Origin of the sequence: Sphingobacterium sp. JUb20, assembly GCF_004342035.1 — a bacterium.
Taxonomy (GTDB): Bacteria; Bacteroidota; Bacteroidia; order Sphingobacteriales; family Sphingobacteriaceae; genus Sphingobacterium; species Sphingobacterium anhuiense.
This window is the reverse complement of sequence record NZ_SLYV01000003.1, coordinates 415,063-440,668: the sequence shown is the minus strand read 5'-3', so window position 1 is coordinate 440,668 and position 25,606 is coordinate 415,063. Positions and strand designations below refer to the sequence as shown.

At 31.9% G+C, this 25,606-nt stretch carries 25 protein-coding genes; 17 read left to right on the top strand and 8 right to left on the bottom strand.

The genetic code is table 11. The features are described 5' to 3' along the window. Positions 1–103 precede the first annotated feature (103 nt). Positions 104–424 (bottom strand): hypothetical protein, encoded by a 321-nt coding sequence (locus EDF66_RS07860; RefSeq protein WP_165902401.1) that lies wholly within the window; start codon positions 422–424, stop codon positions 104–106. A gap of 165 nt (positions 425–589) precedes the next feature. Between EDF66_RS07860 and EDF66_RS07855 the strand changes: the two genes are divergently transcribed. Further along, positions 590–1,150, top strand: a complete 561-nt coding sequence (locus EDF66_RS07855; RefSeq protein ID WP_132841777.1) for a suppressor of fused domain protein — start codon at positions 590–592, stop codon at positions 1,148–1,150. A gap of 45 nt (positions 1,151–1,195) precedes the next feature. Here EDF66_RS07855 and EDF66_RS07850 read toward each other — a convergent pair whose 3' ends face one another. Together EDF66_RS07850 and EDF66_RS07845 are read right to left on the bottom strand one after the other, a co-directional pair. Next, positions 1,196–1,948 carry a hypothetical protein gene (locus tag EDF66_RS07850; protein ID WP_132841775.1) on the bottom strand — a complete coding sequence of 251 codons (753 nt, stop codon included), beginning with the start codon at positions 1,946–1,948 and terminating at the stop codon, positions 1,196–1,198. Between the two features lie 308 nt (positions 1,949–2,256). Continuing rightward, the gene (locus EDF66_RS07845) at positions 2,257–2,622 is read right to left on the bottom strand and encodes a hypothetical protein (RefSeq protein ID WP_132841774.1); all 366 of its coding nucleotides are present in this window, start codon (positions 2,620–2,622) and stop codon (positions 2,257–2,259) included. A gap of 601 nt (positions 2,623–3,223) precedes the next feature. Here EDF66_RS07845 and EDF66_RS07840 point away from each other — a divergent pair. Continuing rightward, positions 3,224–3,661 (top strand): hypothetical protein, encoded by a 438-nt coding sequence (locus EDF66_RS07840; protein WP_132841773.1) that lies wholly within the window; start codon positions 3,224–3,226, stop codon positions 3,659–3,661. Positions 3,662–4,067: 406 nt separating this feature from the next. Beyond that, entirely contained in the window at positions 4,068–4,526 is a 459-nt protein-coding gene (locus EDF66_RS07835; RefSeq protein ID WP_132841771.1) for a hypothetical protein, read from the top strand. A 93-nt stretch (positions 4,527–4,619) separates the two neighbouring features. Here the strand turns inward: EDF66_RS07835 and EDF66_RS07830 are convergent, their stop codons facing one another. Continuing rightward, entirely contained in the window at positions 4,620–4,979 is a 360-nt protein-coding gene (locus EDF66_RS07830) for a hypothetical protein (protein WP_132841770.1), read from the bottom strand. A gap of 992 nt (positions 4,980–5,971) precedes the next feature. Here EDF66_RS07830 and EDF66_RS07825 point away from each other — a divergent pair. The 10 genes from EDF66_RS07825 (at position 5,972) to EDF66_RS07780 (ending at position 18,999) form a co-directional block, all read left to right on the top strand. Beyond that, the gene (locus tag EDF66_RS07825) at positions 5,972–8,692 is read left to right on the top strand and encodes a DEAD/DEAH box helicase family protein (protein ID WP_132841769.1); all 2,721 of its coding nucleotides are present in this window, start codon (positions 5,972–5,974) and stop codon (positions 8,690–8,692) included. Between the two features lie 424 nt (positions 8,693–9,116). Beyond that, a complete protein-coding gene (locus tag EDF66_RS07820; protein ID WP_132841767.1) occupies positions 9,117–9,971 on the top strand; it encodes a hypothetical protein in 855 nt (284 codons plus the stop codon). Positions 9,972–11,597: 1,626 nt separating this feature from the next. After that, positions 11,598–12,023, top strand: a complete 426-nt coding sequence (locus EDF66_RS07815) for a hypothetical protein (protein WP_132841766.1) — start codon at positions 11,598–11,600, stop codon at positions 12,021–12,023. Positions 12,024–12,182: 159 nt separating this feature from the next. After that, entirely contained in the window at positions 12,183–12,452 is a 270-nt protein-coding gene (locus EDF66_RS07810) for a hypothetical protein (RefSeq protein WP_132841765.1), read from the top strand. Positions 12,453–12,760: 308 nt separating this feature from the next. Next, positions 12,761–13,672, top strand: coding sequence for a hypothetical protein (locus tag EDF66_RS07805; protein WP_132841763.1), 912 nt, complete (start codon positions 12,761–12,763; stop codon positions 13,670–13,672). Between the two features lie 286 nt (positions 13,673–13,958). Beyond that, entirely contained in the window at positions 13,959–14,792 is an 834-nt protein-coding gene (locus EDF66_RS07800) for a hypothetical protein (protein WP_132841762.1), read from the top strand. A 401-nt stretch (positions 14,793–15,193) separates the two neighbouring features. Beyond that, entirely contained in the window at positions 15,194–15,925 is a 732-nt protein-coding gene (locus EDF66_RS07795; protein WP_132841761.1) for a hypothetical protein, read from the top strand. Between the two features lie 277 nt (positions 15,926–16,202). Next, complete coding sequence (locus EDF66_RS07790; protein ID WP_132841759.1) at positions 16,203–16,970, top strand: DUF4262 domain-containing protein; 768 nt, start codon at positions 16,203–16,205, stop codon at positions 16,968–16,970. Positions 16,971–17,100: 130 nt separating this feature from the next. Continuing rightward, positions 17,101–17,781, top strand: a complete 681-nt coding sequence (locus EDF66_RS07785; protein ID WP_132841758.1) for a YiiX family permuted papain-like enzyme — start codon at positions 17,101–17,103, stop codon at positions 17,779–17,781. Positions 17,782–18,222: 441 nt separating this feature from the next. Further along, entirely contained in the window at positions 18,223–18,999 is a 777-nt protein-coding gene (locus EDF66_RS07780; RefSeq protein ID WP_132841756.1) for an esterase/lipase family protein, read from the top strand. A gap of 225 nt (positions 19,000–19,224) precedes the next feature. On the opposite strand, the gene EDF66_RS07775 is transcribed toward EDF66_RS07780, so the two are convergent. From EDF66_RS07775 to EDF66_RS07765, 3 genes are all read right to left on the bottom strand, one after another. After that, positions 19,225–19,749 carry an NADPH-dependent FMN reductase gene (locus EDF66_RS07775; RefSeq protein ID WP_132841755.1) on the bottom strand — a complete coding sequence of 175 codons (525 nt, stop codon included), beginning with the start codon at positions 19,747–19,749 and terminating at the stop codon, positions 19,225–19,227. Positions 19,750–19,778: 29 nt separating this feature from the next. Continuing rightward, positions 19,779–20,267, bottom strand: coding sequence for a GNAT family N-acetyltransferase (locus tag EDF66_RS07770; protein WP_132841753.1), 489 nt, complete (start codon positions 20,265–20,267; stop codon positions 19,779–19,781). A 524-nt stretch (positions 20,268–20,791) separates the two neighbouring features. Then, a complete protein-coding gene (locus tag EDF66_RS07765) occupies positions 20,792–21,229 on the bottom strand; it encodes a nuclear transport factor 2 family protein (protein WP_132841752.1) in 438 nt (145 codons plus the stop codon). 249 nt (positions 21,230–21,478) lie between these two features. Between EDF66_RS07765 and EDF66_RS26585 the strand changes: the two genes are divergently transcribed. The 4 genes from EDF66_RS26585 to EDF66_RS07745 all read left to right on the top strand — a co-directional run bounded on the left by EDF66_RS26585 (position 21,479) and on the right by EDF66_RS07745 (position 23,788). Further along, the gene (locus EDF66_RS26585; protein ID WP_132841812.1) at positions 21,479–21,556 is read left to right on the top strand and encodes a DUF1963 domain-containing protein; all 78 of its coding nucleotides are present in this window, start codon (positions 21,479–21,481) and stop codon (positions 21,554–21,556) included. Between the two features lie 12 nt (positions 21,557–21,568). Then, the gene (locus tag EDF66_RS07755; protein ID WP_132841751.1) at positions 21,569–22,147 is read left to right on the top strand and encodes a hypothetical protein; all 579 of its coding nucleotides are present in this window, start codon (positions 21,569–21,571) and stop codon (positions 22,145–22,147) included. Positions 22,148–22,432: 285 nt separating this feature from the next. After that, positions 22,433–23,353 carry a hypothetical protein gene (locus EDF66_RS07750; RefSeq protein ID WP_243656007.1) on the top strand — a complete coding sequence of 307 codons (921 nt, stop codon included), beginning with the start codon at positions 22,433–22,435 and terminating at the stop codon, positions 23,351–23,353. A 3-nt stretch (positions 23,354–23,356) separates the two neighbouring features. Continuing rightward, a complete protein-coding gene (locus EDF66_RS07745; RefSeq protein ID WP_132841749.1) occupies positions 23,357–23,788 on the top strand; it encodes a luciferase family protein in 432 nt (143 codons plus the stop codon). Between the two features lie 340 nt (positions 23,789–24,128). On the opposite strand, the gene EDF66_RS07740 is transcribed toward EDF66_RS07745, so the two are convergent. Then, positions 24,129–24,578 (bottom strand): nuclear transport factor 2 family protein, encoded by a 450-nt coding sequence (locus EDF66_RS07740; protein ID WP_132841748.1) that lies wholly within the window; start codon positions 24,576–24,578, stop codon positions 24,129–24,131. Positions 24,579–25,606: the final 1,028 nt, after the last annotated feature.

Sequence of the window (25,606 nt, the reverse complement as noted above, 5' to 3'; positions counted from 1 at the left end):
TGGTTTGATTAACAAATACGGGAAGCCGTAAGGATGGTAGATAAACAAATAAAGCCATTCTTGGCAGAATGGCTTTATTTGTTATTTTTATGATCTATTTAATTTATTTCAGTTTTTCAATCTCTTCGATGGTAAGTCCGGTACCCTCAGCAATTTGCTCTACTGATAATCCCATCTTTTTAAATTTCAAAGCTGTTTCAATAGCTTTTTGGTATTGGCCTTGGGCAATACCTTCTTTTAAACCTCGATCATGTCCAATACGCTGAGCAGTAGAATAGGTATTCTCTGCATCACGCTTATGTTTTAAACTTGCTTCGTATGCTATCTTATCCTCCGGTGTTAATTTTGCGACTTCGCCTATGTCAAAGATAAGACCAAATACCCGCTTATCAAAAAAATCCGGTATTTTATCAAGTTTACTCATGTTTTTCAATAGATATAACCACATATCCATATCAGTAATTCGTCCCTACTCTATAGCAATTAGATTAAACCAACTAAAAACTCGGTAAATGAAGGAAATGAATAGGTGAAGTTGTGAAGATCGATTCAAAATGCTAAATTCAGCACATAAATTGTTTTATAAAATATGATCAATGTTTATATAGATAAGTTGAAAAGGCATTATGAACAATACTTTGGTATTTCAGGAATTGTGCATAAAATCGATAAGGGACCAATAAATAAACTCGATCCTGAATTTTTCATATTAGAGTTTCCTCCCAATCAGATTCATAATATGTACACCTATTGTACAGTAGGAATGTCATTAAATAGATGGGATGAAAACTTGATTGAGTTATTCATTTATGCCGCTGAAAAGAATTCATTACTTGTAGACCTTCTCTGCTACTGTGCAAGCTACCATCGTAACGATGCGCCATTGAACTTACATCACACAGTTAATTTAGGACAACCTTGGTTGGGGGAATCCTTATGCGACCATGGCTTTATATCTTTTCCTTATCTGGAAAAACCTGACTTTGAGCAAATAGATATAGATCATAAAACCATCAAATGCTTTTGGTACATCCCAATAACAAAAGCTGAACGGGATTTTAAAATTGAATTTGGATATGATGCTCTAGAGACAATTTTTGAAGAAAAAGAATTAAATTATCTGAGTCCTGAAAGAGCCAGTTTAATTTAAAAATTAACATGTTTTGATTCAAGATTATTGTTTAAAATCTTATTACTATTCTTTCTTTTTGATCACTTCTCCACTTGAGGATATTATATTGGTGAATGAATAATCATATACGCGATGCAGTATTCCCATTTTCTTTAATATTTCTTCAGCATCAGTTCTTATGTTTATCCAGCTCGGGTGTTCTTCCAAATATTCCCAATCCCATAGCTCACTTGGCAATTGATCGACCTTAGTTTTGAACGTCAGTAGTTCTTGCTTGTATATGATTGGTATTAGGTTTTTCCTAAATACCGTTTCGAAGCACACCGGTGTATACGCATATTCCAATTCCTCATAAAGCTCTGTCATTGGGTTGAAAAAGGGTGATGCCATTAACGCTAGTTCTCTAGATTTATAAGTGAACAGAATAAGCGAATTGACGATATTGGTATAGTAAAACCTGACGTGCTTGTCATACTCTTCCAATTCAGACTTAGTAGATCCTAATTCATCAATCTCGTCTATTTCATAAATTTCAGATGCTATCAGGTCAATTTGTTTTCGGCAATAATTTGCGTATTCATCTAGCCCTATTTCGTTAGCCAGCTGATATAGTTGAACCCACACTTCTTTAGTGAACTGTACGGTTCCATTAATACCCAATTCTATCAGACTTTCAACTGCAAGCCCCCATTCATCCGCACGATTGTACTCTACACTTTGCTGAAAGCATTGCTTATCAGCAAATGATTCATAAAGGGAATTAAGCAGCTTTCTTAATCTTTTCTTTATCGAAGGTTTGCTATTCCATCGTTTCAAAAAATCGAATTTACCCAATTTAAAAAGAGGCTTTATTATTCCCGATCAAATATGTTGATTAATGATGAATATTTCAACATTTAATTTATTTTAAAAATACTGGATGAATTCGTAAATAAATAAGATTAAGAAAGTATTGATTCTTCACAAAGATATCCTTGCACATAAGCATAAGCCAGATGTAACAAACTAAATTAATACTTTTAAGTTGTTTGAAAAACAGGGAAGTTGACCGATGTTCTATATCAACTACTAAATACATACTATCAAAATAAGATTGAAATTGATAGTTTATTCATGAATTTAAACTATCGAGTGATATAGTCTTTATACTCTTCTTGAATCGTTCCAGCTGTAATATATTTAAAACTTGATGCGCTATATTTTAGTGTTGCAAATTGCATTGCTTCATCAGTTGACGCAAAAGTGTTGATTACTCCGAAAGGCTCATCAGGATCTACCAATGAAAACTCATAAATATCTAAAAAGTTTTCATTTCCTTCGTCAAAGGATTCAAAATATGTTACTGAATAAACTTGATTTTTCTCCTTATCAATCCTTAACCACCGAAGTATCGTATAATCATCTTGTTCAAAAAAACCAATCCACTGCTCTAAAGATTTTCCAAGTCTTAAGTTGGTTTTAATCTGCTCTTCCGTTAAATACTGTTTCATAAATTCAATATAAATAATTAATTTTCCATCTACAAGCCTCTAAAACACAAGTGTGCTGAGCATCTTCCTTTCTCAGTAAAGGCGTCACGCCTTGTTTGGAATTGCTACCTTAGAATGGAGACAACCTGTTGTCTTAAGTGCACTGTGGATAGCTATATCGCAACAAAATTCGCCTATAGAGATGAATTAGCGATAGGTTTTGTACATTAGTTTTGTTAAATCGAATTTAACAAAACAAGCTCCGTGACAACAAAAAAACAGGTTGCACTGAACCCGAAAAATCCTACTTTAATTCTTGCTCCGACAATTTTGATGAAATTAATCAAGAAAGAAGAAATTTTAAATCACATAAACATACTGCATACAACAAGGGTTTGGCGCATTGGCGGGTTAAGGCTTAACTTAAAGTTTTGGCTTTCTATTCCGCAAAAAGCCAATTGCATTGATTTTTTTTCTTAAATTTATTCAATTATTTGGCTTTTGCTTACTTTGTCGTTAAATTGAAACTTTTCGCTTCAATTTGTGCCACTGACGACAAGCCCCGAAACGTTAGCGGTAATGCTACAAGAAGAGTCCAACTATATCATCCCAAGTTTAAACAATGAATATTACACCCAATTATACAGATTTAGGTCTTTCTTCCCCAATGAGTATCGAATTACGAAAGGTTGTTGAAAGTCAACTTTTAGACGATTTGAAAAACTATAGCATTAACTGTGAAAATTTAAAATTCGATTGGTCTGAAAGTTGTATTGAAGGTCATCTAAGTGAACATTTAGATAGTTTACTTGAAAATTATTCAGGAATTAAACTATTTGACGAAAATGACAATCTGATTTTTGAAGGGTGGATGGAATTTATAAATGACTACGACGAAATCAATAATTGTAAATATTTCATCGCATATTGGGATTACTTAGACGTATACGAAAATGGATCATTTGTAAATATTAAAACTGAGCCAGGTTTACCAACACATATTTTGAAGCTTTTACCGAAGAATTTAAAACTAAAATTCAACAATGAACAATTTAATTAGGACTACCGCTAACAAGGTATTGCTAAATATCACCTTTGTATAAACTTATCTAGCTTAACGGTCGGTTTTAATACATTATTGCAAAAAATGAAATTTAAAATTATTAACGTTTACGCTGCTGTAATTACAAGTATAACTTCTAAAAAGTTTAGACCTATTTTTTTTTATAAAATCAGTAGTGTCATAAACGATAATTAAAAAGGATAAAAATAACGGTGTTTAGCTATTTAAAAAATGGCTAACTTGAAGTTACAAAAAAACACACTGAAGTTATAAGCTAAAATCATACACCTAATCCATGAAATTTGCTTCGAATCAAAATAACAAAAGGTATGAAAGCTTCTAACAAGAAGGCTAAATTAGTAAGTAAAACAAATAATATTTCTGATGAAAATCTATATATAATATGAAAAAAGTACAAGTAGGTAATATTTATAAAATAGATACTCAGAAAGGTTTTGCATTAATGCAATTGGTTAAAATTCCTGAGGATACTCGAAATGACATTGAATTGGTTAAAATTGGATATCACTTGTTCGATTCTCTTCCTGAAATGAATGATGCAATTTTTCAAAATGGATATTTTTTTGTAAAATTTCCGGTAAAAGTAGCCTTGCGTAGAAAAATAATTGAATTAGTCGATGGACTTAATGATCCCGAAACAATTGAAGTTCCAAATTATTTCAGAAAACCCCATATTTTTAAAAAGGACTTTTGGATGATTGTTGATAGAAAAAATGATAGCTTCATTGAAGTTCAGAATCTAAGCGACGAACAATTAAAACTATCTCCTTCCGGAATGTGGACAGACCTTTTAATAATTGAAAGACTAGAAAACGGCTGGAGATTAGAAAATTGGATATAATATTTTTCTATTTTTTTGTATATAAAAGTCAGTAGATTACCAAATAAAATTTAGATTCAAAATAACCACCTTCGTTTTAATGCTCTTTAGAAACTATATTCTTATTACAAGATTTTTCATTTCTTTAGATGGAATATATTTATTACAGCGACGAAGGATTATGTTTTTTATTTCATGCTGTTTATTTGCTTCTATAGTCTTTAACTTTTTACAATATGATAAATTAGCTTCAATTAATCTTAAAAGATGGTTAAGATCTAAATCTTCAATATTACTATTTGTGAGAGATAGTGTCTTAATATTATAAAAGACTTTGAGAACTTCAGTCAAACGATCTTTATCATCCCATATAGTCAATTTTTCTACCGACGGAATACTAGAAGAAAAATAACCTTTAAATGTCTTTAAGGATAATAAGGTAACTTTATTAGTAATAATATTCCATGAAGTCATATCTATGTTGACATTCTCGCCAATATATAGATGATCTAACGTTAAGCAACAATCAAACTTGAGATCTATATGGCAATTATGAAATCCCAAATCTTTTATAAATCTATTCTTGGTTATTTTAATGAAAATAACTTGGAAATCTTCTGAATTTACAAAATCAAAGCCTAAGCCGATAGTTTGTTCCAGGTCAATATAATCGTCTATATTAACAATTTCCCTTTCCTAGTGGCGGTGAAATTTCTAATCTTACTTTTTCCAACCAGTATTCTGATCTACCGGTTACAAATACAGTTGATATACCACTATCATCCGTATTTAAATAATATTTTATACACATATAAATGAATTTTGTCCAATAAGCGTAATTATATCGTTTTTCACATCACTTCCATCAAATTTGGCACTTTATCTTATCCTATAGTAGATATTCCGGAGAAAGCCCTCAAATTCCGAACTAAAGTTCACCAGTTTAAAGACCACGAATATAGCTGTACGCCAATGGATTTTTATTATCTATCAAATATATTTATCTTTTTCTTTCTTAAGGATTTAGCTTTTAACAGTAGCATGTAAATGCTACTGTTAAAAGCTAAATATAAGATTTTTGCAAAATGAAATTTTATAAAAATACTGGATGAATTCGTAAATTAATAAGATTAAGAAAGTATTGATTCTTTACGAAGATATCCTTGCAAATAAGCATAAGCCAGAAGTAATCAAATTTCTATTCACAATTTTAATCAAGACAAGGAATAACCAACAAAATTCGCCTATGGAGGTGAATTAGAGATAGTTTTTGTACATTAGTTTTGTCAAATCGAATTTAACAAAATAAGCTATCATTAGTAATAAAACGATACGACATATTACTTGACAACAAAAAAATAGGTTGCACTGAACCCGAAAAAGCAGATACCAATGGGCGTATATTTAGTTAGATAACATTGGATAATAATGTTTCATGATATGACTTTTTAAAACTTACAGATAAATTGACAGAATATCCTAAAGAAATAAAATTTAAATACAGCTGGAGAAAATACCAACAACGTGTGCTTGACGATTTAGAGAACCATTTAACTGATGGACATCTACACGTTATTGCTCCTCCAGGTTCAGGTAAAACAGTTTTGGGACTCGAAGTTGCCATTCGACTGAACAAGCCTACTTTAATTCTTGCTCCGACAATAGCGATCCGTAATCAATGGATACAGCGTTTCTGCGAACTCTTCTTGCAAACTGCACAAACACCCGATTGGATTTCAAGAGACATTCGAAATCCAAAATTCATGACCGTGGTAACCTATCAGGGATTACACGCTGCTTGTAATAATTGGACAGCTGACGAAGAAGACTTTGAAAACGAAGAAATGGAAGAAAATCGGAATAGAAAGTCAATAAATTTAAACTTTGACAATATTATAAGTGGACTAAAAGCCCAAAATATCAAAACAATTGTAGTGGACGAAGCACACCATTTAAAAAACGAATGGTGGCAAACACTTACAAAAGTAAAAGAACAATTAAAACCAATGATCGTTGGCTTGACAGCGACTCCACCCTATGACGTTACTGCTACGGAATGGCAACGATACATTGACTTAAACGGACCTGTTGATACAGAAATTTCTGTTCCTGAATTGGTAATTGAAGGCGATCTGTGTCCACATCAAGATTATGTTTATTTCACTTTGCCAACAGAACAGGAAAACCAAAGCATTGTTGATTTTAGACAGAATATTGAAAAGATTTTCCAAGAAATAAAAAGTGATGGAACGATCATCGAGGCAATCGAACAACATCCCATTTGGCAAAACCCAACGGACCAATTGGATTGGATTTATAACAATCTCTCTTATTACTCGGCTTGCTTAATATTTCTACAATCAAACGAAAAGGAAATTCCTGAAATACACCTTGAGGTTATTGGAAATAAAAATTTTAAAATTCCAGAACTTGATTATGAATGGATTGAAACGCTTTTAGATTTCTATCTCTACAAAGAAAAGGAACATTTCAAAACATTTGAAGAACACAAAAAAACTCTTGAAAATAGATTAAGAAGATACGGTGCGATTGAAAGACGGCAGATCAGCTTTTCGCACAACAAACGTGTAAGCGGATTTTTGACTTCGAGTATTAGCAAACTAAATGGCATTAAAGAGATTGTTGATTTTGAATACAAGAAATTAGGTAAAGACTTACGATTGGTTATTCTTTCCGACTATATCCGCAAAGAATTTTACACCAACTCATCTGAAAATAATTTCGAAAATAACAAAATTGGTGTTATTCCAATTTTTGAAAAATTAAGACGAGAAAATACAGACAACAAGAAAATCGCAGTACTTACGGGGTCAATGATAATTATTCCTCATAGTGCTTATCCCGCATTTGAAGCAAAGGCTGCACACTTTGGAATTACGCAAATCAATTCAAGTCCGGTTCCTTTTGACAGCAATTATCTTTTAATAAGCCAAACTGAGCAACTCAAACACGATATCGTTCATTTAGTAACTCAAATCTTTCAACAGGGAGAAATAGAAATCTTAATTGGAACAAAATCATTACTTGGTGAAGGTTGGGACGCTCCTGCAATAAACTCCTTAATCTTGGCAAGTTTTGTAGGTTCATTTGTACTTTCCAATCAAATGCGCGGCAGAGCGATAAGATCGCAAAACGGAAATAGCGACAAAACTGGAAATATTTGGCATTTGGCCTGTATTGATCCTACATCGCCAACAGGAGGAGACGATTTTGATTTACTAAAAAGACGGTTTAGAAGTTTTGTAGGTGTTTCATTCAAGAATGAACCCGGAATTGAAAATGGAATCGGACGTTTAAACTTCTCAGAAAACATTCATCATAAAGAAGAAATGGAGAAAAATAATGCTGAAATGTTTTCTTATGCAGGTGATAGGGAAAGTTTAAAACAAAGATGGAAAACTGCACTTGAAACAGGTGTTACACTTATTGAGGAAATCAAAATCCCATTCCCCGAGAAAAAAGAATATAGGGCTGTGAAGTCAATGTATTTGAATAAGACTATTCGTAACCTCTTAGCGACTTTAGGTTCGGGATTAGTTACTTTTGGTTTAGAAAGTTTGCAAGGCCTGGGCAGAGCCGCAAAAAATATAAAAACGATACAAGATTTTTATATTTTCCTTGCAATTTTTGGAGCAATAGGAATGGCTATTTTTGGTAGACTGACATTCAAAACATTAAGACTATATTTCACATACAGAGACATCTCAAAGGATATTCAACAAATTGGAGATGCACTTTTAAACTCGTTGATTAAGGCAGGAGTAATTAAATCAGACTCTTCAAAATTAAAGGTTGAAACTTCTGTTGATTATTGGGGTGCGGTTTACTGTCATTTGGAAGGTGGAACAACTTTCGACAAATCAACTTTTATAAATGCACTTCAAGAAGTAATCGTACCAATTGACAATCCAAGGTATGTGATTATCAGAAAAAATAGATTTTTAGTTTTTGCTAAGCAAAAAGATTATCATTCTATTCCTGAAATACTCGGACGAAACAAAAACTTAGCAGAGTATTTTCAAAACCAATGGGAAAGACTTGTTGGAGCTTGTGACTTGATTTTTACAAGGACAATTGACGGAAGAAAATTACTTTTGAAATCAAGAGTAAAATCATTAGCAGCACAATTTGACGAAAAAATAGAACATGTAAACAAATGGCGATAACATAAAAACCTACGCAAAAGGTACTGTAATAATTAATTATGCCAGAAATCCCGCGTACAGGCCATACAGAACCAATGTGGATTTATAAGGGTAATGAGCATTGAGAAAATGTTAAGATTGTAAAGTTGGTGGATGTTACTAGTTAAAGGTTTAAATTTCTAACAATGTGATAGTGCATAAATATTTATTATAAAACAATGTTCGATAAATACGATCTAGATTGCCACAATTGTTTCCTATTTTGACAATGATGACAATTTAACTCATTAAGTAAGAAGAGATCCTAATACTGGTGAAGTACGGAGTAAAAGTGAGATTGAAGAGGTTTAGAAATATGATAATTTGCAAGATTTTTACAGTAATAATAATGAAGGCAAGTATGCTAATAAAACTAAAAAATATTATAAACTTTAATCAATAAATCATGAAAATATCAGTTTTAATATTTAAAAACTTGCTATTAATATTGCTAATGAGCAATATTAATAGCCTTCTGGCTCAAGGAAAAATAAACCATGATACGAATTTAAAAAAAACTATTGAAGTATTGTTTGCCACATACAATAGGCTTGATTCAATAAGTATTCAATTTGAAAAGAATAAAGCTCAGCATCTGTACCTTTATAGAAAACCTACATCAGAAAATGTTCCAAAATATAACTACGATCATATAGGTTATTTCTCGTTAGAATTTGAAGGTGATTTGTATTTATTAAAAAAACAATATCCGATGATTCTTGAATTTTTAAACGATAAAAAGTTATTACTTAAAAATGGATTACCAGATAAAAGTGTACCTGTCAGACTGACCATAGAAAGTAACAATTCATTTTTAAGAAAGCCCATTTACGCATCCAGTGTATTTGCAAGAGTTAATAAGAACAGAATGATTGAATTTATGAAATTATTACATGATAATTATAACGATTCAATTACTCCTCCAAAAGATTCTGTTTTGATTTTTCAAGCTGTAGTTGATAAAGCTGGAAATTTATGCCAAACAGAAGTGCTTCAGGGGAATAAAAACAACTTTTATGACTACTTAGTAAATAACTATAAATACTATACTAAAAATATGCTCCCAAAAACTAGTTCGTATATAGGTGAGAATCTGATATCCCCTTACTTAGCATCAGGTAGGCCTCTTAATAGCATAATTGATATTTATGTTCGTTTGAATTCCGACTCAACATTTACAGTAACAGGCAATGGTCGAGGAAGAAAATTGAAGCTCAAAAACTTCACCGAAGATCCGAATTCCCCTTTAGCACTTTACTAAAATGTTCTTTATTAATAAATTTTTCAAAAATATTATCCAATCAATAATTCAAAAACAGTAGATTACAGACCAAATGATATGAACAGTGTCGTTTACTACAAAAAAAGATAATAAAAATGAAAAAAGCAGTTATCATTATATGCCTTTCGAGATTTTTCTGCTTAATGGTAAGGGCTCAAACAATATCACAAAAGACAAAGTGAATAAAGTGCTAACTATTAAATAAATTCAAACAAAACAAACTCCTGAAGACTCTATAATTACCTAAAAAACTTTCCCCAATTTTGAAGATACGGTTTCCTATAAATATTTCTTTCAATTTTCTAATAGGCATTATAGGGTTTTACGCATATGGTTGTGGTCTTGTGCTAAGTAAAGTGAATCGAATCCGCATCTATCATGGAGTATTGTTCATTTTCATTGTGCTTTTTATTGGTACATTAGCTGACTCTACAGTCGGCTTCGTACAAAAAGGGCTACCATCGAATTTAAGGAACCGATTTTGGAGGCTGTCATTCATTATTACGCTAAACTATTCTTCTGGATATTATTCTATGGCTTTATTCCAACTTTAATATCAGGTGTCATCATTGGAAAATTATTAAGAAAATGATCATCACAGCACCTACTGCAATTACCATTATATTAACCTACGTAATATGAAACGTGAATCGAGTTTAGTAACTTTTTTAAAAGTGTATTTAACACTCCTTATTGGAGGAATAATTATTTCAATAATTACTGGTAAAATTCCTTGGAATGACTTACATGGTTTCATCAACTTCACGTTAGGCTTTAGTTTAGCTTTATTTGCATCTGTTTTGATATTTTATTTAGTTTACTGGATTGTTAAAATTATTAAAAGACAATAGCTGCGTATGCCATTTAAATGGTGTATTTTAATATAAACTTTAGGTCTCCGAAACTCGCCATTACGCCAAAGAAAGAGCAACTGTAAAAAGTTGCTCTTTCGCTTTTAAAGGCACATTTCTCTTTTTCATATCTTATATATTTTAGTTAAATCTACGGTTGTTGGCAGAGTTATTAATCTAATAAATTACATTTTAATATTTGGTGACAAATACTAAAATGTAATTTATCCATGGTTTTAGTTAGATAAAACCTAGCTTTAATTGGCTAATTAAGTACGGATCAATTACAATTTGTCCAAAGGACTTTATATGTGTTCATCTTGAGGTTGGATACATGCGCATATATTTCTGTTGTAGTAATATTACTGTTTTAATAATATTTGAATAAGAGTACTTCAAATTTTTAATAGTTAACTTAAGTGTAATCATACATAATATTAAAAATACGCAACATTACCAAAAAAAATGACAACTACCTGGTTAACAGTGATAATCATTAAATTTCTAATTGTAAAATAAATCATATAACTTGCGTATATCATAATGTTATAGGGCATTTTAAATGACGACACTACCGCCAGACATAAAAGAAAGATTTTACAAGACAATCAAAGGCAAAATTTCACTTGACGACTTTGAACAGTGGTTGTATGTCAATAAAGAACTTGAAAAGTATTTGAACTCTGACGACTATTTTGAATTAATCTCTTTAAGTTTCAAACAAAGCGGAGCAAAATATGAACTTTGAAATTTATTGACAAAGCATATTGACCTCGGAGAATTTGAAACATACAAAATGCTTGGACTTCTAAATGAAGCAAAACAAAAGACAGAGCGACTTCCATATATTTTGATGGAGTTTTACGACTTATATTGTAAAGGCTATAACTTTTTTCACGACCTTGGAATTGGAATTGGACTTGCTGTTGAAGTGCCAAGAGTAAATAACACCACTGCTGACACTTGGGACGAACTAACTTACAAGCAACAAAAAGAACTCTTAGACAGTTTTTCACCTGAACTTGAAGAGTGTATTGAACAAATCATTTATTGGCTTGAAAAAAAGAAAATTATTTTTACAGGTGAGCATGACGAAATCGGTCATTACGAATACGAAGATTTACGAACCGAAGAAGAAAAGAAATTAAAACTTTGGGTAACAGTTTCGGAAGACAAATAAACAGGATTTTCAGCAAGTAAAAACACACTTTGGGACAATCAAACCGAGAAAAAATGGTGAGAATTTTCATAATAAAAACAATAGGAGGACAAAAAAAAACATTGTACAGCCATACTCAACAACATATTCTTGAACTTTTAAACTTTATGAAACAAAAAAATGATTAAGACAAAAATTCATTTCGTTGACATTATTTATTGGCTTGCAATTATTGGGGCGGATATTTTTGTTTATATTATTTTGGGCTTTTTACAAATGGACTATGACGACACTTATGACAGCTCAAAAGGTGAATATTGGAGTTTAGCAAGTATGAATACAACACAATTAATGTTTTACTGTGCATTGCAGCTTTGGAACATTATAAACGTAATTGGACTTATATTTATTGGAAGAAAAATTTATAAGCGAATAAAATACGGCACATAACAGCAATTTGGCAAAATGGCGGTTTAGATGTTGAAATTAAACATTTGTGCCACCTTTTTCAAATTCAAAGCTGTTTCAATAGCTTTTTGGTGTTGGCCTTCGGTTTTAGCAATTACAAGTGCTTTCTTGGCTTCTTTTCAAACAAAAATTTTATATTATGTGAATATTATTTTAGTTTTTAGACAGATTGATCATTTTTTTATATATTAGTTTTACCAATACATAAAAACGTGCAAAGGGTATTGCAAAATTCTGTTTCACCAACATACTTCTTGGTATTATTTTAAAAATGATCGCAACATAACACAATGTTTAATATTTTTAAAAAGAGAACCATTCTTCCTGAAGATTACTCAAACCTTATAGACGAAAAATCTTATGAAATCTTTCTGCAGAAATGTCTGTTAACACTTAAGGATCTAGGTTATAAAGTTGTAAGTTTTAACAATGGTGACATTGTATATGAAACAGAAAACAGCCTAGAAGCACATTTTTATTTAGACAATCTTGTAAGGAAATACATACAAGTCAATATTGGGGAACAAGATATTGTAATACAAGAGCACTTCAATAAATTAAAAGACCAATCAAAAGCATACACGTACTTTTACAAAGATTTTGATTATGCAAAACAATTTCTTAAAATATTGCTGAAAGCAGACGATATTTTACCCAACAATGAAGATTTCGTTTATCAAAAAAACTATCCCAATTTATTGACATTTTTGGTACTGGACTTTGAAGATCAATTTCATTATGTAGAAAAAAGCAAAGTCCATCTTTGGAAAATAGATGAAATCGAATTATTTGAGATTGCAAAAAACAACTTAAGAAAAGAAGAAATAGAAATTAAACAGTATACATTTGAAGATAAATACGATGTCTTTGTATTACTTAATGGTGACTTTTCAAGTTCTTATACATTGTTAATTGAACAAGATTTAGACTTCACTATTGGACAATTTGGAACTTTGATTGCTTTACCAACGAAAGGAACTGCATTTCTTTATCCCATTTCAGATGCTGATATCTTAGATGTTATCGTAACAATCTATCCAGCAGTTGAACAATGTTTTGATGAAGACCCGGGTAATATAACTCTTGATTTCTTTTGGTATTTTAATGGCCAGTATGAATGTTTCAAAAAAGAAACAAATGATGACGGAACAATGAATATTAGTAAGCCAAAAAACCTAGCGGGTTTATTGAATAATAATTAAGATAAAATGCATTTACCAAAAAATTGATAAAGTAAATGAATCATTTAAATGATGATAAAAAACTGATCATTGAACTTTAGATATAGATGTAAATCTACAGAGGAGCGATTTATAGCACATTCAGCAATAGTAAATGGTATGGGTAATTATACCCAAAAAATGGATTATGCTAATGTTCAAGACAAAGTCTCATTCCCTGCTTTTACAAAAAATCATATTCCAACTGTTGATGATATAAATCTTTATTTCTACAAAATTGTTTATTACAAATAATAATTTTCAATGTATGACTAATCAAAAATACTATATAGAACAAAAATTTGTAAAAATATTTTTGTTTTTACTACTTACCATTACATTTCTAAGTAGTAACTTTTGTATTGCTCAATCTTACAGACTAAAAGAATTGACTATTAACGGATTAAATAGCTGTCATTCCGATTATTTTGAAAAAAATCAAGATTTAGATAGCTTAATTATTAAATACGATAAAAATGAACCTGTGGAACTTTTTTTTAAATATGAAAATAAGGAAGCCAAGCAAAATAGAAAGTCCTACTTCTATTTAAAATTTCCAGGTGATTTATTTCTTTTAAAAAGAGACTATCCCAATTTAAAAATACCAGATTATCCAATATATGACTTAAAAATAATCGATGAAAAATATGATAAAAAAAATGAACTTATAAGTTACACAATAACTGCAATACTGACAAAAGATAGTCTAAAATACATGCTAACAGAATGGTTGCATAAAGGAACAAAAGTTCAACGTGAACTTTCCAGTATCCCTTATGAAGGATTCAATGCTAGTTACAAAAAGGGTAACGCTGTCTTAGAAGAAAATTTAAATAAGGATATTCCTGGCATTAGAAATATAAATAAAGAAACTCATTATCTTTTTAAAGGTATAGTTGATCAGAAAGGATATATAAACAATATGCAAATGTTAATGGGTAATGACAAAGTAGGCAACCAAATACTTCGTTCACTACAGCAGTCTGGCCCTGTATGGCAACCAAGGATGCTAGGAGGTCGAATTGTGAAAAGCTATATTGAAATTTTTGCACAAGTCCAAAATGGCGCTTTAAAAGTATTTACCTGTGGTTATAATCGATAATCTCAACATAGATAGTTGTTAAGATCAAATAATATAATCTGGCTTCCAGCTAATATATCGTGGACCTATAGAATCAAAAATTAGGAAATATGTACTACTTGAATAGTAAGCTTAGGTTGGTGCTTTATAATTGCTTCATTATTGCTATGTAGCTATAGTGCTAAAAGTCAAGAAGAAGAAACAATTCAATCTTACCCACGCGAGAGTTTTATACCGACTCCTCGAATTGCTATATAATTTACATAAAAAACTTTTGAAAGCTTTTCTAAAACTTATGAAAGAATCATCATAGAATTTAGGGCAATGAAAGTCAGCAATTTATATTCTATAAATTCTGCAGATAAAATTTATAGAATATACTCTTTGAAACAAAAATTTGAAAATAAAACAAAGAAATTAATATGAAACTGATCTTCCTTTTTTTCTTTTCAATAGGGCTTGCTTATGGTCAGTCAGGCCAAGAGCTGGCTGTAGGCTATGCCGATCGCTATGACAGCCTTCCAGCAATACATATCGAGATTGCAGAGAAACAACTTTATGAAAGGGCTACTCCCATGCCGAAAATGATATTTTCCCATGTTGCCATAAAGAAGAACACACTGATAGTACCTACAGGAAAAGGCCTCATTACACTCAAAAAATATGACGATTCGCCCGGTCAAGACGACGGTTTTCGCGGCTGGCAGTATATGGGATATTTCCCGCGCTTGCAGATGCATGCTTTAGTAAGCCATAGTGTTTCTGAACATCTCGGATTCAGCGACATGGTATTGCTGGACAGCGCTACTTCCGACCAGTATGGGATTGTCTCTATCGGAGATGCTGCCGTATCGCTCCCCATCCATTCTCCCGACGGACGCTTTCTTGCCTACTACTACAACCATGTATATGAACGCAATAGTTGCTTTATAGGACTTCTAGAAATACGCGATGGCATGATCAGCTCTCATGACCGAATTTCAGAGATGGCAAGCTTTCAAACCAAGAATTGGGCAGTGGAAGATATCAGATGGGTCGACAATAAGTCCTTTATCGTGAAAACTTATGTCCTAAAGGGACGAGGAGTACTGGAGGAAAGGCAGTATACGTATTACTTGGCTAGGCTGGATAGTGCGATTAAGAAAACTGAATAATTTGAAAATTAAAAATAAGGATGTGAAACCATCAAATATCTTGGCTATCACATCAGATTTATTTCTGATGCAGGAGTAATAGCCTAACTGCCTGGTTATTTTGGCGATCATGCAGTCACCTGACTCCTGTACAATTTTGGGCTAGTTTGATAGTTTAGAATAAACCAGCAAAAAACTTGGTGAACGGTCGAAATGACGAAGTGAAGTTGTGAGGACCGATTCAAAATGTTAAATTCACCATACAATATATTTAACAAAGCTAATGTAACTCCAAATAATGACCGAAAAAAGCGAACATAACTGTATTAATACTGATGATTTACTCGAAAAGACTAAAATAAACATAGACAAATTTGGTCTTCAGGTTATTACAGTCGCTGCGACAAACTATCTGCCATCTTTTACTTATAGCATTGGTCTAACGCAGAGATACCATCATCCTGAAATAATCTGCTTTGGTCTACCGACCGATTTGGCACACGAAATCACCAATGTTGTTGCGGACCTAATCAAAGATGGTGAGGTATTTACACCCGGAGAAATTTACTGCAATATCTTCTATGAAAGTAAGGCTATGTTTATAACGGTAGATAAAAGAAACATCGATGATTATTTTGGTACCGGGATAAACTATTATCAAGACAAACAATTTGATGCGCTTCAATTAATCTGGACGGACAGTAATGACAGATTTCCATGGGAGGAAAATTTTGAAGAAAAATATGTTTACATACAGCCTTTGCTTGATAGGAATGCTGAATTTAAGTTTTATGAACCTAAGAATTTAACAACTTTTACGACGCGACAATGGCTTGAAGAAAAAGAACCTATATTGCATGTCGTGCATGATCATGATGGTGACTGGCAATTTCTGACAGGAGATCAAATGCCAGAAGATATTAAGATAGTTGCACTTGAAGAATTAACTAAGAAAGACATTACATTGAACGAAATATTTGATCTAGAATATGGCGAAAAAGCAGAACGCGATACCATAGGTGGAAAATGGACACGAAATAGAATTGAAGATGATGAAGAAGAGTAATCAATACATTATCTGTCCTTAAGTCATTATGTGTATCAAATGAATTAAAAAAGAAGGAATATTGATCAATCTAGGTGATGTTAAAAGCATTTGTAAAGTTTTCAGAGACCAAAACAACAATAGGACAAGTATGAAAAAAGGGATAATTTTACTAGGGTTTTGTGGACTGATTGTCGTTGGTGGTCTCCACGCCAAAAGAAAATTTCATGACCCAAACCATCGGCTGGATCAGGTAAAAACAGAGGTAAAAAAACTTGCGAACAAAAGCGAAATTAAAAATGGCGACTTAATTTTTCAAACTTCACTTTCAGGACAAAGTAAAGCAATCGAACTTGCAACAAAATCTAAATATTCGCATTGCGGTATCATTTACAGCGACAATGGACAACATTACGTTTTTGAAGCAGTACAGCCCATTAAGTTAACACCACTTGACAAATGGATCGCTCGGGGCAAAGACGGACATTATATAATTAAGCGGTTAAAAAACGCGGATAAAATTTTGACAACTGAAACGATTCAAAAAATGAAACAAGAAGGCGACAAGTTTAAAGGTAAAAATTATGATCTAACTTTTGAATGGAGTGATGACAAAATTTATTGTTCTGAACTGATCTGGAAAATCTACAAACGTGCGACAGGGCTTGAAATTGGCAAACTTGAAAAACTAAGCGACTTTGACTTATCAGACGAAGTTGTTAAACAAAAAATGAAAGAGCGTTATGGTCACAAAATACCGCTTAACGAAGTTGTAATTTCACCAAAGGCAGTTTTTAACAGCGAACTATTAGAAACAATAAATGTAAATTAATAAATAGCAATTATACATGTCTGGCATTATATCATCAAGATTGCCTTGACTTTATTATTTTTACGTAACTAATCAAGAGAAATACCTAAAACGTATCGCGGAAAGATCACAACAGTAAAACCCTATAATTCAGAACGCTAAAAATAATAATGGACATCCCTACTCATCACATAATAGTTAGTAATCCTATAATCTACCGAAATACTTGGAGCTTCAACCTGGTATTTCATTCTCCTATCTTTAATAATGTTTATTTTAAAAAAGGAAATTGGAAAACACTAGAAAAATAAAAAGCTAATAAGCATAGAAATGATAATTTGAAATGAATATATAATAATAGGTAAATTGTTTATATTAAAATTCACTTAAACAAAAGTGTCATATCAGAAATAATTCAGACAATCCTATTATGCTTTGTATCTACAAAAAAATAGAAACTAAATGTTAAAATATCCACTTATACTGATACACGGAACTGGAGCGAAAGACAACACTTTGTTCTGGGGAAGAATTCCAAAATTGTTAAAGGAGTTAGGAATTAATGTATTTTATGGGTATACAGATGCTTGGGGCTCAATTGAAGATAATGCAAAGTTACTTCAATTAAGAATCGAAGATATAATCCATAATACAGGTGCAGAAAAAATTAATTTAATAGCGCATTCAAAAGGTGGCATTGACGCGCGCTTCCTGATTTCGACGTTGCAATATGGTCAAAAAATAGCTTCCTTAACAACAATATCAACGCCTCATCATGGTACTTTAATTGCAGATTATTTTTTAAATAACAGAACCTTCCAAAGTTCACTTGCGAAACGTATACTCCCTGTTTTGGTCAAAATATTCGGTGACAATAATCCAAATATTTATAATGTAATAAATGAGCTAAGCATAAATTATATGGAAAGTTTTAATCAAAATAACTTAAATGATCCATTGGTATATTACAATAGTTATGCATCTGCTATGGCTTCTAAAAAAGATGACTTCCTATACTCTTGGGCATATCAGTATTTAATAAAGAACGCCGGAGAAAATGATGGACTTGTACCTGTGAAATCGGCAGTTTGGGGTGATAAATTTCAATTATTCACGGATAGTAGTCGTGGTATTTCACATGGTGAAATAACTGACATAAAACGGAGGAAAATTGGAGCATTTGACATTCCCGAGATTTACCGTAAAATAACCCATGATCTTTCTAAAAATGGTTTTTAATGGTATACTTCTGAAAAACATCTGGTTTCTTAACTAGATAGTGAAATCAAAATTATTTAGTAAAATACCTAATGATGGTGAATAAACATGGTTTGTTACTTTTTCAATATCTTCAAATAAAAGATTAATAAAAAGTTGTTTTTTCAAAAAGGAAAGAACTTCAGAACGACTGCAGGTTTTAATTCTACGACCAATCTCGCAACAAATCTGATTCCCAATCTCAAGCTATGGCATCAGATTTTCAAAGGCATCTAAAAAATTTAATAGTGCAATATTTGTTTTAGAATCAGTTAATTGCCCTTTTTCATTTATTTTCCCTTTGATTCCAGAAATTAAAAGTGTAGTCTCTGTCGTGAAATTTGCCATTAAAGTTTCCATAATTAGCTGTAATTCTACATGTCCTTTTTCTCCATGAGCTGATGCTGTTATTATCCCCAACGGTTTGCCAGAAAATACAGTTGTTGACACACACCATTCGATCACATTTTTGAGTCCGCTGGGAATACTGAAAACATATTCGGGTGTACAGATTAAAACCCCTTCAGCAATTTCAATTTCTTTTCTAAACTTTAAGATTTCTTCTGGTGTATTTTCGATAGAAAGTTCAGGATCAAAATGTGGAAGAGTTTTAAGATCATTAAAAACTTTGATATTTAGAGTATCCTGTGTAAGGTCAACGATTAAAGTTATAAGCTTTTGATTTGAGGAATAGCTACTCGCACTACCATTTATTACAAAAATATTTTTCATAAGTTATTTTAATCCTAAATTATTAAGAGCTAAATCGCCTTTTCATAACAATTGAAAACTCCTTTTCGAAAATTAACAGTGCCCACCAGATGATATCCTTTTTTTAAATAAACGGCATTGGCTGTTTCATTTAATGAAAAAGCATCAAAACGGATGGATTGGTATTTGTGTTCAACAGCATATTGTTCTGCATATTTGATCATTTTACTAGAAATTCCTTTTCCTTGAGCAGCTGGTTTTACATATAGACGATGAATCACAAGAAAGGGAATACTGGTATTCCAATTTAAGTCATTATATTCTTCATCACATTTTTCATTTAGAGCCATATACGCGACTAGCTCTCCCTGCTCTTCATAAATAAATGCCTGCTCCTTATCAATATCCTGTGTAAGTACCACCTCATTAGGATATTCTTGATCCCACTGGTCAACACCTTCACACAACATATCCATCTTTACCTCCTCCAGCACCTTTGACGCTTGAATAATATCGCTTTGAATTGCTTTTCTAATCATTTCGTTAACTATTGTTCTATTTTGAAATTTATGTTTGCAGAGCTTAAACTAATAATCATTTTAAAATATGGTTATTTAGCCTAAAATTCCTACAGTTGTGTGTCGGATTAAATAGCATTAACCTTAATTTTTCCTATTCTAGTTGAAAGATATTATCAAATCTAACCAAGTCAAAACTACAATCTTTTTCTCATTTAACAATTGCTAAAAGAAGTAATATAAATGCTTGCTCATGGTTTAGTTTTACGCTATGCAACAGCTTTAGACATGACAAATTAAGCCTATGTAACTTTATTCTGTAGAATTGACATAAAGCAACAAATCAAAATAAATTATGAGGTCGACATTATTGCGAGTTATTCCAGCTCTATATTTCTTTGTATCAAAGTCACTTAATATTGTTTATTATCGGGAAGCAATAAAAGATATTCAATACTTTGTGAACGTGGTCTTACTATCCAAAACAAAAACAAAAGCCACATCGTGAGATATGGCCTTAACTAAACATATGATTAAACAGTAAATTACTTGTACGAGTTGATCGATTGTGATACTTTCCAGTTACCGCCGTCATTGACTAATGTCACGAGATAGGTTTTGGTAAAGTTTTCAAACTGCAGGATTACTTTAGCAATCATATAGTCAACTGATTCCTGTACGATGGTGGTACTGGTTTTACAGTTTAACTGCTCTCCTTTTTGCTTTTTCAAGAAGGACACAATTTCCGAACGGCTATTAGTTTTATATTCTGATGCCTGTACTTTTTGACTAAAATCTGCTGTAAACAACTGCTCTACTCCTGCCGATTGTCCTGCTGTCATAACCGCAACGTAATGATCAATGGCTAAATCTGCTGTAGATAAATTGACTACTACTTTTTTAGGGTTTGATACCTCTGGTTTGCCTGCTGCCATAGTTAAAGTAGAGACTGCGATCAAGGCTGCCGCTGCGAATGTTTTCATAATGTCTTTATGTTATATTGTTATTAAGTTGCATCAGCCCCACACCCACCAACTCAAACCCTGATGCCTGCTTTGCAGTTCTATTTGTTTGTTGATTCAAAAGTAGGTTGTAAATCATCTGTACCTTATGGCAATTAGACTAAACCAACTAACAACTCGGAAAATGGTCGAAATAGATAGGTGAAGTTGTAACCTATCATTTCTTTTATTAAATTGGAAAGGATTACCAAACTAATAACGAGTTAAAATATGCAGCTAGTAATTCAACCTAAAGATTTGATAAATAAGCGATTTGACAAAGCTTGGTTCAACTGGGATTGTTATTAATCATTTAATTTTATGGATGATTTTCTTTTTCCATTGATTTTATTTGTCATCTTCATAGGTATACCAATTGTCGTGGGATTATTGATATATACAATTCCTAAAAAACTGGGATACCCAAGGTTTGCAAGATATCTGCTATTTACCTATGGTTTTATTTGCCTCTTATTTACATGTTATCTATTTTTTAGTGATTATTTTTTCACAAAACCTGATGCGCTCAAACTAGTTGAAGAACAAGGGATAACATTAGTAGATGAATTTAACATCACTAATTATAACTCATCGTTTGCGATTGGTGAGAGTTATGAAACATTTACGCTTAACATCTCTAATTTGGATAAACAAAAAGCTATTTCGAAAATTATAAATTCCAAAAACTTCCATTCGACCGAAGATTCTAATCACATTGAATCTTATAATTCATTAAATCAGTATTGGGGCTCCAAAATTATACAGAATTATGAAACCGAAGATGCTTATGTTAGGGAGTATTTTAAACCCAGTGGACAAAAGAATTATGCCCCTACTTTTAGAAAAATTACGATAAGAAAACTAAAAAATGAATTAATATATGAGGATATAGACGAATAAAATAATTCTGTAAAAACATCTAATACTATTTAATTTATTTGAGTATTTTTTTATTCAATCAAGTTTGACACCTTTGTTTATAAGCGGAAATACATTATGTCACGATCATGACGGACAAAATAGAATGAAATTGTGTTTAAAATACAGCAAGACAAGAGACATAAGTTAACTTTAAAATTTATGATGACTCTCTAGGTATATTGAAAATTTATGTAAATTTAAGCATTCAGTGTTTTAAACTGATAAGATCTAAAGAATAAAGCTTATTTTAACTATAAAAACTCAGTGACAAATATCATTTCAAAATTAATTCAGTCAAGAATAGCTTCAGGTATTTTGTTAGCAAATTTATTTGCCATGACAGTTATCGGACTACAAAGCGCTTTTGGTCATGAAGATGCAGGAATACTTATCTTTTCGGAATTTGTAATCATACCGATGCTCATGGGCATAATCTCAACCTGGTATTGGAAAAATCTGAATTTAAAGGGTAAACAGATAACAGGATATTCTATAATAAGTGGCATAATTGCTATCGCTTTAAGTTATTTTTTTTTAAATGAAGGAGTAATCTGCTTACTGATAGTATCTCCACTGATCTTTGGGTTTATCATTTCAGGGGCCTTCATAGGCAGAGCAATGTTTAAAAGAAACAATCAAAAACTGAATGTGAGTCTAATTAGTATCTTAATTCTCATTTTTATTGTAGATTCTATTTCTGACCATGATCATGAAAATATGGTTTCAGATAAAATAGTAATCAATGCGACCCCGGAAGAAATTTGGCAACACGTAGTTGCATTTGATAAGATTGAAAACAAAGAAAATTATTGGCTTTTTAAAATTGGTATGCCTAGTCCTATGGCGACTACAGTAAGTGACAGGAAGCTTGGTGCAAATCGTAAATGTATTTTTAGCAACGGCTACATCTTTGACGAAACTATTGTTGAATTTGATATTAATAAAAACTTGACATTTGACATTATTGATCAACCTAAAGATCCTGAGATTATGGGACATATTGATATCACAAAAGGTCAATTTTTATTACACGATAATGGTGACGGCACTACAACATTAACAGGAAACAGCTGGTATAAACTCCACGTGTTTCCTACTTGGTATTATGATTTATGGGCTGAAAGTATTACAAGAAATGTTCATTTTAGGGTAATGGAGCATGTTAAGGTTTTAAGTGAATCATAACTTATGTTTTCATTTGTCGTGAAATACCTTGGCTTCTTAAAGTCTATCCCTCTGATAGCAATTTTATATGATAGCCTCATTAGACTTTGGTTCTTTGCTACAAAACCACAATTATTGGACTGGCTTGATGATATCGAAGAAATGATTTCAAAATATCCGAACACCTGTATTACTGTTCATAAATATGGTGGAACTCAGTTTAATTACTTGGATAAAGAGTTTGGGCATTTGCATAGTAATGGACTATTAGACATCCGATTAAATAAAACTATTAAACAACAGCTGCTCAAGGATGGTAAAATACAAAATCATCATGTTTTTAAAAATTCAGGCTGGATCAGTTTTTACATTACAAATGAACAGGACTGTAAGTACGCAATGGGATTGCTATTATTGGCTTATGAAAAAAAAGCCTCAATATTTAAATCTACATAATATCAAAACCAAAAGAATATTTACTAAATTATTCGATTAACCAAAATGCTTAAAGCTTTTATAAATTATTGTTAAAATTCCAGATGCCACAAAAAATAACCAATATTTTCTCATTTCACTGTAGCCATCTTGAGATGAATACTTTAACATAAATCCAAGACCGATAGAAAGAAAGGATGCGATTAAACCTAACATAGAAATACTGTTTAAATTTACTGATCAGTAAAAATAGACTTATTTTTTATATCGAGAACATTTATCAACTCGAATCAATGGCGATAAAAAAGAAAAGCCACATCTCGCGACATGGCCTTAACTAAACATATGATTAAACAGTAAATTACTTATAAGAATTGATCGATTGGGATACTTTCCAGCTACCGCCGTCATTGATTAAAGTCACGAGATCGGTCTTGCTAAAGCCTTCAAACTGCATCGTTACTTTTGCTATCATATAATAAGCAGACTCCTGTATGATGGTGGTACTAGTTTTACAGTTTAGCTGCTCTCCTTTTTGCTTTTTCAAAAAGCTGATAACTTCTGAACGGCTATTAGTTCTATCTTCTGATGCTTGTACTTTCTGGCTGAAGTCTAATGTAAACAACTGCTCCACTCCTGCTGACTGTCCTTCTGTCATAACCGCAACGTAATGATCAATGGCGAGATCTGCTGTTGATAAGTTGACCACTGCTTTTTTAGGGTTTGCTACTTCTGGATTACCTGCTGCCATAGTGAATGTTGATACTGCGATCAAGGCTGCTGTTGCGAATGTTTTTGCTATAGTGTTCATAATGTCTTTATTTTATAGTTTGTTAGTTCTTATTTGTTGATTCAAAAGTAGGATGTAATTCGTCCCTACTCTATGGCAATTAGACTAAACCAACTAAAAACTCGGTGAACGGTCAAAATGAATAGGTGAAATTATTTTAAACTTTTTTGAACTATTCTCTTCGACAGGTGTTCTTATTATATAAAGCGATAACAAACATACTTTCAGCATGAAAGTGTATAACGATAAATGACGTAGTACAGTAAATAAATCCAATTGCTTGAAAACAATTTGGATGATGAAACAAAAAAGAGGAAACGATAAGAAACATAAAAATTACTGTGCAGTTAAACGCCAAGATAAAGGGTCTAATGAAAATTAGGCCCTTTTGATGTATATGGATTCTCATTCATTCGCAACTATTATCCTTGATGTATATATGGTATTTATTCATAACTTAATACGATTAATCTATAATACTCAACTAACCAATTTATATTTAATTATACCAATTCCACCGCCTGAAGCTCAGCAGCTCGTCGATGTAGACCATCCTCAATTTTTTTAATTGTGATTGACGAGGCTTTTTTAATCCAGATGAGTAATGTTGATCGTACTGCAACTGTTCTAATTGTATTTGAATTCCAACAGTCTAATTGATTTATTCATCTCTCAAAGATGTCACAGGGTTGGTTAAGGTCGCTTTGATAGCCTGAGTGCTTACTGTTGCAATTGCTAATAACAAAACACCTGCTCCTGAAAGTACAAAGACACTCTAACCAATAACTACATGGTACGTATATGTTTGGAGAAAAAAGCGATCTGCGAACCAATATGATAAAGGAAAAGCGAAAAACAAATAATGTACTAATCCGAAAAAGAAACGAGATATCATCTGTAGTTTCTTTAATTTTTTTGCGCTGTATGGTTCTCCATACTTTTATTCATTTTTTAATGATGATATATTCCGTTTTCTTTCTTAATTTACGGCTTTATGTCATCAGCACATTAGCTACATGTGCAACAAACGATAAGCATTATAACACTAA